The following is a 6502-nucleotide window of genomic DNA, read 5'->3' as shown; positions in this document are numbered from 1 at the left end:
CGCCGGCTGGCGGCGCCGCCTCGGCGTGCGCAGCGCCGCCAGCGGCGTGCCGGACAGCCACGCGGTCGGCGACCTGCTGCTGCACGCCTTTCCCGATCGTGTCGCCAAACGCGATGCGCACAACCCGTTGCGCTACCAGCTCGCCAACGGCCGCGGCGCGCGCCTGCACGAGGCCACCGCGCTGCACGGCGAGCCGTGGCTGCTCGCGCTCGACCTGCGCTTCGAGGCGCGCGACAGCCTGATCCTCGCCGCCGCGCCGTTCGACGCCGCGCGGCTCGAGCGCGACTACCCCGAGCGCTTCGCGCGCGTGCGTGCGGTGCGCTGGAACGAGGCCAGCGCGGCGGTCGAGGCGTTCGAGGAACAGCGCTTCGACGCGCTGGTGCTGGAGCGGCGCAGCGTGCCGGTGAAACCGGAGGACGCCGTACCGGCGCTGCTGGCCGCGGTGCGCGCGAAAGGCCTCGATGCGCTGCCGTGGAGCGATACCGCGCGGCGACTGCGCCTGCGCATCCAGGCCTTGCGCGGCTGGATGCCGGAACTTGGCCTGCCCGACGTCGCCGATGATGCGCTGCTCGCGTCGCTGGAAACCTGGCTGGCGCCGTATCTGGCTGGCAAGCGCAAGCTGGATGCGTTGGCGCCGGCGGAACTGTCGGAAGCGTTATCAGCGATGCTCGACTACGCGCAGCGCCGCGCGCTCGACGAACACGCACCCGACGCGCTGACCGTGCCCAGCGGCATGACGCGCAAGCTGGAATACGTGCCCGGGCAGCCGCCGGTGCTGGCGGTGAAGCTGCAGGAACTGTTCGGCCTCGCCGACACGCCGCGCGTCGCGCAGGGCCGCGTGCCGGTGACGCTGCATCTCTTGTCGCCCGCCGGCCGCCCGATCCAGGTCACGCAGGACCTGCGCGGCTTCTGGGAGCGCACCTACCCGGAAGTGAAGAAGGAACTGAAGGGCCGCGACCCCAAACACCCCTGGCCCGACGACCCCTGGACCGCTACGCCGACGCACCGCGCCAAGCCCACAAGGTAGGGCGGATCAAGCCGCGCAGCGGTTTGATCCGCCATTCGCGTTGACCGTCACGCCGAGGCACCACGCCAAGCCGGAGGCGCGTGCGGAAACACGTCGATAAGTGCGGCCCGCACGCCGCGCGATCCTGGGTAGGATGAGTTGAGCGCAGCGAAACCCATCGCGACGTCGCTGGCGCCGTCGAGGCAGCGAGTCGCGCAATAACGGTGGGTTTCGCTGCGCGAAACCCACCCTACGCGCTACCCCAAACGCCCCTGGCCCGACGATCCCTGGACCGCCACGCCCACCCACCGCGCCAAGCCCACGAGGTAGGGCGGATCAAGCCGTGCAGCGGTTTGATCCACCATCGTGCCGTGATGCGACGGCGGATCCGCCCTACGTCACTAATTATTGAAATATGAACATCTTGTTCCGATACGACTTAGCCGTTGTCTCGAACCTTAAGCTGACAACAGTGCCTGCAAGCGGCGGATACCGAGAGGGAGCGGGCGGCGCTTTCATCGAATACATCGATGCCAAAGTAAAGTTGCCGATGTCAAAGGCTGGTCCTAGTTCGGCACCAGGCTTGAGGAATCGCGAAATTTCGTCCCTCAGTGGATATCCACTTCCCGCAACAGCGAAGTAGAGCTGGATTCCTCGATTTCGAGGCACGGGAATCACTCTGTCGTGATTCCTCACTGCGACGGATCGAGCATAAGCCTCGATAAGGCCCGTTTGCGTTACGCACTCAAGAAAAATGTCAGATTTTTCACCGATCGGAAGGGTTCGGCGAAGAATGTGTACATAGATTGGCTTATCTGTACCAATGCACTTGAGGTGAAAAGTACCATCGCAGTGAGACGAGAAATGATCGAATCGTAGGTTTCGCTCAGTGTAACCCGCAACGTGATATCGCTGAGTCTTGTGGCTGTCGAGCGGTGAGCGCCGTTCTAGCCACTCGGCGCGTAGCGTTGACTGTGGTGTGCCTAGCCCGTAGGGACCCCAAAAGATTTCGTCTCGTTTGTGACCCTTAAACCAGAGCAGTGGATGGTGAGTGCCTTCCTCAGTTCCAAGCAAAATGCGGAATTTTTCTCCAGTTGGCATGAGTGGCTCCCAAGCTAGACCTCACGCCCGCTTCTTGCGCCCGAACAGCCGCGCCAGGAAACCTCCGAGGGCGATCACGCCGGCGATGATCAGTTTCTTCGCGGCGACCAGCACCACCAGCAAGTAGGGTGGGCTTGAGCCCACCATCACGGCACCGTCGAACGAAGCAGCGGTGGGCTGAAGCCCACCCTACAGTCCATGCAGCCCGCTACGGCGTTTCCGCCGGCGCGGCGCTGGCGAAGCTGCCGGCGTCGCCGGGGAACACCACCGGGCTGGCGAAACCATCGGCGGAGACGGCGCTGACGCCGAAGTTCCAGTCGTCGATGACGATGTTCTTCAGCACCAGCTTGTCGGCATCGCCGGCCCAGCGGTGGTGCTGCCAGCGCGGCGCGGTGGTGTCGCGCCACCCCACGCGGTAGCCGGCTGCGCCGGGCACCTTCTGCCATGTCACCGTGGTGTCCGGCGTCACCGCGCCGTCGATCGCCACGCCCTGCGGGGGCGCCGGCGCCCAGGCCAGCGACGCCATGGTGATGGCGTTCAGGCGCGTCACCTGCGCGAGGTAGTCGAAGTCGACGCCGTCGATCGTGTCGCCGTAGCGGATGCCGTGCTCGGTACGCAAGTCCTGGTGCTGGCGCGTGTAGTTCTCGTGGCCCTCGGTGACGCGCACCGCCGGATAGCCGGCCTCGAGGAACGGCACCTGGTCGCCGCCGCGGCCGTAGCGGTCGGTGCGGTAGACCATGCGCACGTGGAAGTTGGTGAGGTAGTCGTCGGCCAGGCTGGCCATGAAGCGCGCGACGTTGCGCGAGGGCGAATCGTTCTCGCCGCCGTGGTAGCGGCGATAGGCGGCCTGCTTCGCGGTCTCGGTCGCCTTGGTGCCTTCGGAGAACACGCGCACGGAGGTGGTGTCGATCACGCCGTCCTCGCCGCGCGTGTTGCCGACGATGTCGTTGTTGAGGTCGGCCTCGACCTGCCAGCCGTGCGCCTTCGCGTAGGCGGCCAGTACCTTGCCGCCGTACAGGCCCTGCTCCTCGCCGGACAGCGCGGCGTAGACCAGCGTCGCCGGGAACTTGTACTTCGACAGCACGCGCGCGGCCTCGATCACCGCGGCGGTGCCGGAGCCGTCGTCGTTGGCGCCGGGGGCGTCGCCCTTGGCGTCCATCACGTCGGTGCGGCGCGAATCGAGATGGCCGGTGATCACGATCACGCGGTTCGGATCCGAGCTGCCGCGCTGGATCGCGACCACGTCCATCACTTCGGTCGGCTGCGGGATGCGCTTGCCGGTGAAGCTGTCGGACGGCGTCACCACTTCGAGGCAGCCGCCGCAGTCCTTCGAGAACGCCTCGAACTGCGACTGCACCCAGCGCCGCGCGGCGCCGATGCCGCGCTTGTTCGATTTCGTGTCCGACAGCGTGTGGCGCGTGCCGAAGCCGACCAGCTTGGCGATGGTCGCATGCAGCGTGTCGGGGCTGACCTGGCCGGCGATCTCGCGCAGCACCGGATGCTCGGTGGGCGGCGGCGCCTCGGCGGCCTGGACGGCGGGAACGGCGAGGGCGAGGCCCAGCAGCAGCGGCAGCGGACGCATGGCGGATCTCCCGAGGTGGGGAAGCCGCCGTTCTAGCAGAGCGGCGCCGCGTGGGCCAGCGCCGGGAGTCATGCGCGGCCCGACGGCTTCGATGCAGGCGACCGCGGCGAACGCCGCGGGTCTGTCGCGAACCAGCGGCCGTCCTGCGGACGGCACCCCCCTCACCTCGACCCTCTCTCCGTTGGGGAGAGGGAGACGAGACGCTGCGCGGCGCAGTCGCTGCGCGCTCTCCCCGCTGGGGAGAGGCGGCATCGTTCGACACGCTCGACTTTTTGCGCGGCGTCATCTGGCGCTGCGCCACTTCCTGCGATGCCGCGCGCTGTTGCGTCGTGAACCCCGCCACGCATGTTTTTCCGCTCTCCCCGCGGGGAGAGGGCAGGGTGAGGGGGACGCGCGAAGCGCGTGTTCGTCGTCTGTCGCGGAAGAGCGAGCTGTCCTGCGGACGACTCCCCCTCACCCCGACCCCGCCGGGAGAGAGGGAGACAGGACGCAGCGTGACACTGGCGCCGCGGAAGCGGCGCCGCGCGCCGGCTCAGCTGCGCAGCCCGATGCCGCGCTTCAGCAGCCACATGCCGGTCGCCGCCAGCGCCACGGCGAAGCCGACCATCACCAGCATCGCCTCGGCCAGGCCGACGTCGCTGACGCCGAGCACGCCGTAGCGGAAGGCGTTGACCATGTACAGGATCGGGTTGGCGAACGACAGCGTGCGCCACGGCTGCGGCAGCAGGTCGACCGAATAGAACACGCCGCCGAGGTAGGTCAGCGGCGTCAGCACGAAGGTCGGCACGATGGCGATGTCGTCGAATTTCTTGGCGAACACCGCGTTGACGAAACCGGCCAGCGAGAACACCGTCGCCGCCAGCAGCACCGTGGTCACCGTGACCAGCGGGTGCGCGATGCTGAGCTTGGTGAAGAACAGCGAGATGCCGAGCACGATCACGCCGACCATCAGCCCGCGCAGCACCGCGCCGCCGACGTAGCCGCTGAGGATCACCCAGCTCGGCATCGGCGAGGCCAGCATCTCCTCGACGTAGCGGCCGAACTTGGAGCTGAAGAACGAGCTGGAGATGTTGCCGTAGCTGTTGGTGATGATGCTCATCATCACCAGGCCGGGCACGATGTACTGCATGTAGGTGAAGCCGTGCATGGTGCCGATGCGGCTGCCGATCAGGGTGCCGAAGATGACGAAGTACAGCGTCATGGTGATCGCCGGCGGCAGCAGGGTCTGGCTCCAGATGCGCAGGATGCGCATGACCTCGCGGCGGGCGACGGTGTACAGCGCGACCATGTTTGCCGACGCGCTCATGCGGCGTGCTCCTTCGCGCCGTTCTCGACCAGGCGCACGAACAGCTCTTCCAGGCGGTTGGCCTTGTTGCGCATCGAGGCCACGGTGATGCCCGCGGCGGACAGCGCGGTGAACAGCGAGTTGAGGTCGTGCGTGCGCGCCATCTCCGCCTCGATCGTGAAGTCGTCGACGCGGGTCAGGCGCACGCCCGCCACCTCGGGCGGCGCCGCGCAGGCGGCGGCGAGGTCGAGCACGAAGGTCTCGACGTCGAGCTTGGCCAGCAGCCGCTTCATCGAGGTGTTCTCGATGATGCGGCCGTGGTCGATGATGGCGATGTTGCGGCACAGCCGCTCGGCTTCCTCCAGGTAGTGCGTGGTGAGGATCACCGTGGTGCCGGCGCGGTTGATGCCGCTGATGAACTGCCACATCGAACGGCGGATCTCGATGTCGACGCCGGCGGTCGGCTCGTCGAGGATCAGCAGCTTCGGCTCGTTCATCATCGCGCGCGCGATCATCAGCCGGCGCTTCATGCCGCCGGACAGCATGCGCGCGGGCTGCTGCGCCTTGTCCCACAGGCGCAGCTCGTTGAGGTACTTCTCGGCGCGCTCGGCGGCGACCCGGCGCGGGATGCCGTAGAAGCCGGCCTGGTTGACGCAGATGTCCAGCGGCTTCTCGAACTGGTTGAAGTTCAGCTCCTGCGGCACCAGGCCGATCAGGCGCATCGCCGCGCTGCGCTGGCGCGTGACCGAGATGCCGAACACCTCGGCATCGCCGCCGCTGGCGTTGACCAGCGAGGACAGGATGCCGATCAGGGTCGATTTGCCGGCGCCGTTCGGGCCGAGCAGGGCGAAGAAGTCGCCGGGCTGGACGGTCAGCGAGACGCCCTTCAGCGCCTCGACGCCGTTGCCATAGGTCTTGCGGAGGTCGCGGACCTCGAGGGCGGCTGGGTCGGTCATGGGGTGCGGGGCAGGGGCAAGACCCTTATTATATCGAGCTTTGCGCACCCGCCCCGGGTGCCGCGGCGCGCGCGCCGTTCCCGAACCGCTCTCCCGTCCCCATGGCCGAACACTTCCAGCTCCGCCTCGCCTCCAGCCACATGCTCGCGCCCAGCGTGCGCCACATGGCGTTCGAGCGCGTCGACGGCCAACCGTTCGCGTTCGTGCCCGGGCAGTTCGTGCAGATCCACTTCAACTACGACGACGGCAAGCCGACCAAGCGCAGCTATTCGGTCGGCACGGTCGGCGACGGCAGCGGGCCGGTGGCGCGCATCGAGATCGCGGTGTCCTACGTCGAGGGCGGCGCCGCCACCAGGCTGCTCGGCGGGCTGAAGGAAGGCGAGACGGTCGAGGCCAGCGGCCCCTACGGGCGCTTCTGCCTGCTGGACGAGGACGCCAACCGCCGCTACCTGCTGATCGCCACCGGCACCGGCGTCACCCCGTACCGCGCGATGCTGCCGAAGTTCGCCGCGCTGACCGCCGGCGGGCGCGAAGTCGTGCTGCTGTACGGCGCGCGCAACGAGCAGGAGCTG

Annotated in this window: 6 protein-coding genes; 2 read left to right on the top strand and 4 right to left on the bottom strand. The window is 67.9% G+C overall.

Annotated features, from left to right (window positions below; all coding sequences use genetic code 11):
* Window positions 1-1027: ATP-dependent helicase C-terminal domain-containing protein (locus ABFC67_RS14355; protein ID WP_346738713.1), on the top strand; the 1027-nt coding region annotated here is incomplete at its 5' end.
* Window positions 1028-2128: 1101 nt separating this feature from the next.
* Here ABFC67_RS14355 and ABFC67_RS14350 read toward each other — a convergent pair.
* The 4 genes from ABFC67_RS14350 to ABFC67_RS14335 all read right to left on the bottom strand — a co-directional run bounded on the left by ABFC67_RS14350 (window position 2129) and on the right by ABFC67_RS14335 (window position 5930).
* The gene (locus ABFC67_RS14350) at window positions 2129-2254 is read right to left on the bottom strand and encodes a hypothetical protein (protein WP_346738712.1); all 126 of its coding nucleotides are present in this window, start codon (window positions 2252-2254) and stop codon (window positions 2129-2131) included.
* Window positions 2255-2315: 61 nt separating this feature from the next.
* Window positions 2316-3689, bottom strand: coding sequence for a M20/M25/M40 family metallo-hydrolase (locus ABFC67_RS14345; protein ID WP_346738711.1), 1374 nt, complete (start codon window positions 3687-3689; stop codon window positions 2316-2318).
* 532 nt (window positions 3690-4221) lie between these two features.
* Window positions 4222-4995, bottom strand: a complete 774-nt coding sequence (locus tag ABFC67_RS14340) for an ABC transporter permease (protein WP_346738710.1) — start codon at window positions 4993-4995, stop codon at window positions 4222-4224.
* A complete protein-coding gene (locus tag ABFC67_RS14335) occupies window positions 4992-5930 on the bottom strand; it encodes an ABC transporter ATP-binding protein (RefSeq protein ID WP_346738709.1) in 939 nt (312 codons plus the stop codon). Before ABFC67_RS14335 ends, ABFC67_RS14340 begins: the two co-directional genes overlap by 4 nt.
* Before the next feature lie 101 nt (window positions 5931-6031).
* Here ABFC67_RS14335 and ABFC67_RS14330 point away from each other — a divergent pair.
* On the top strand, window positions 6032-6502 hold a 471-nt coding region (locus ABFC67_RS14330; RefSeq protein ID WP_346738708.1), incomplete at its 3' end, for an FAD-binding oxidoreductase.

Source organism: Mizugakiibacter sp. (assembly GCF_039680435.1).
GTDB lineage: Bacteria > Pseudomonadota > Gammaproteobacteria > Xanthomonadales > Rhodanobacteraceae > Mizugakiibacter.
This window is presented reverse-complemented; position numbering and strand designations above follow the sequence as displayed.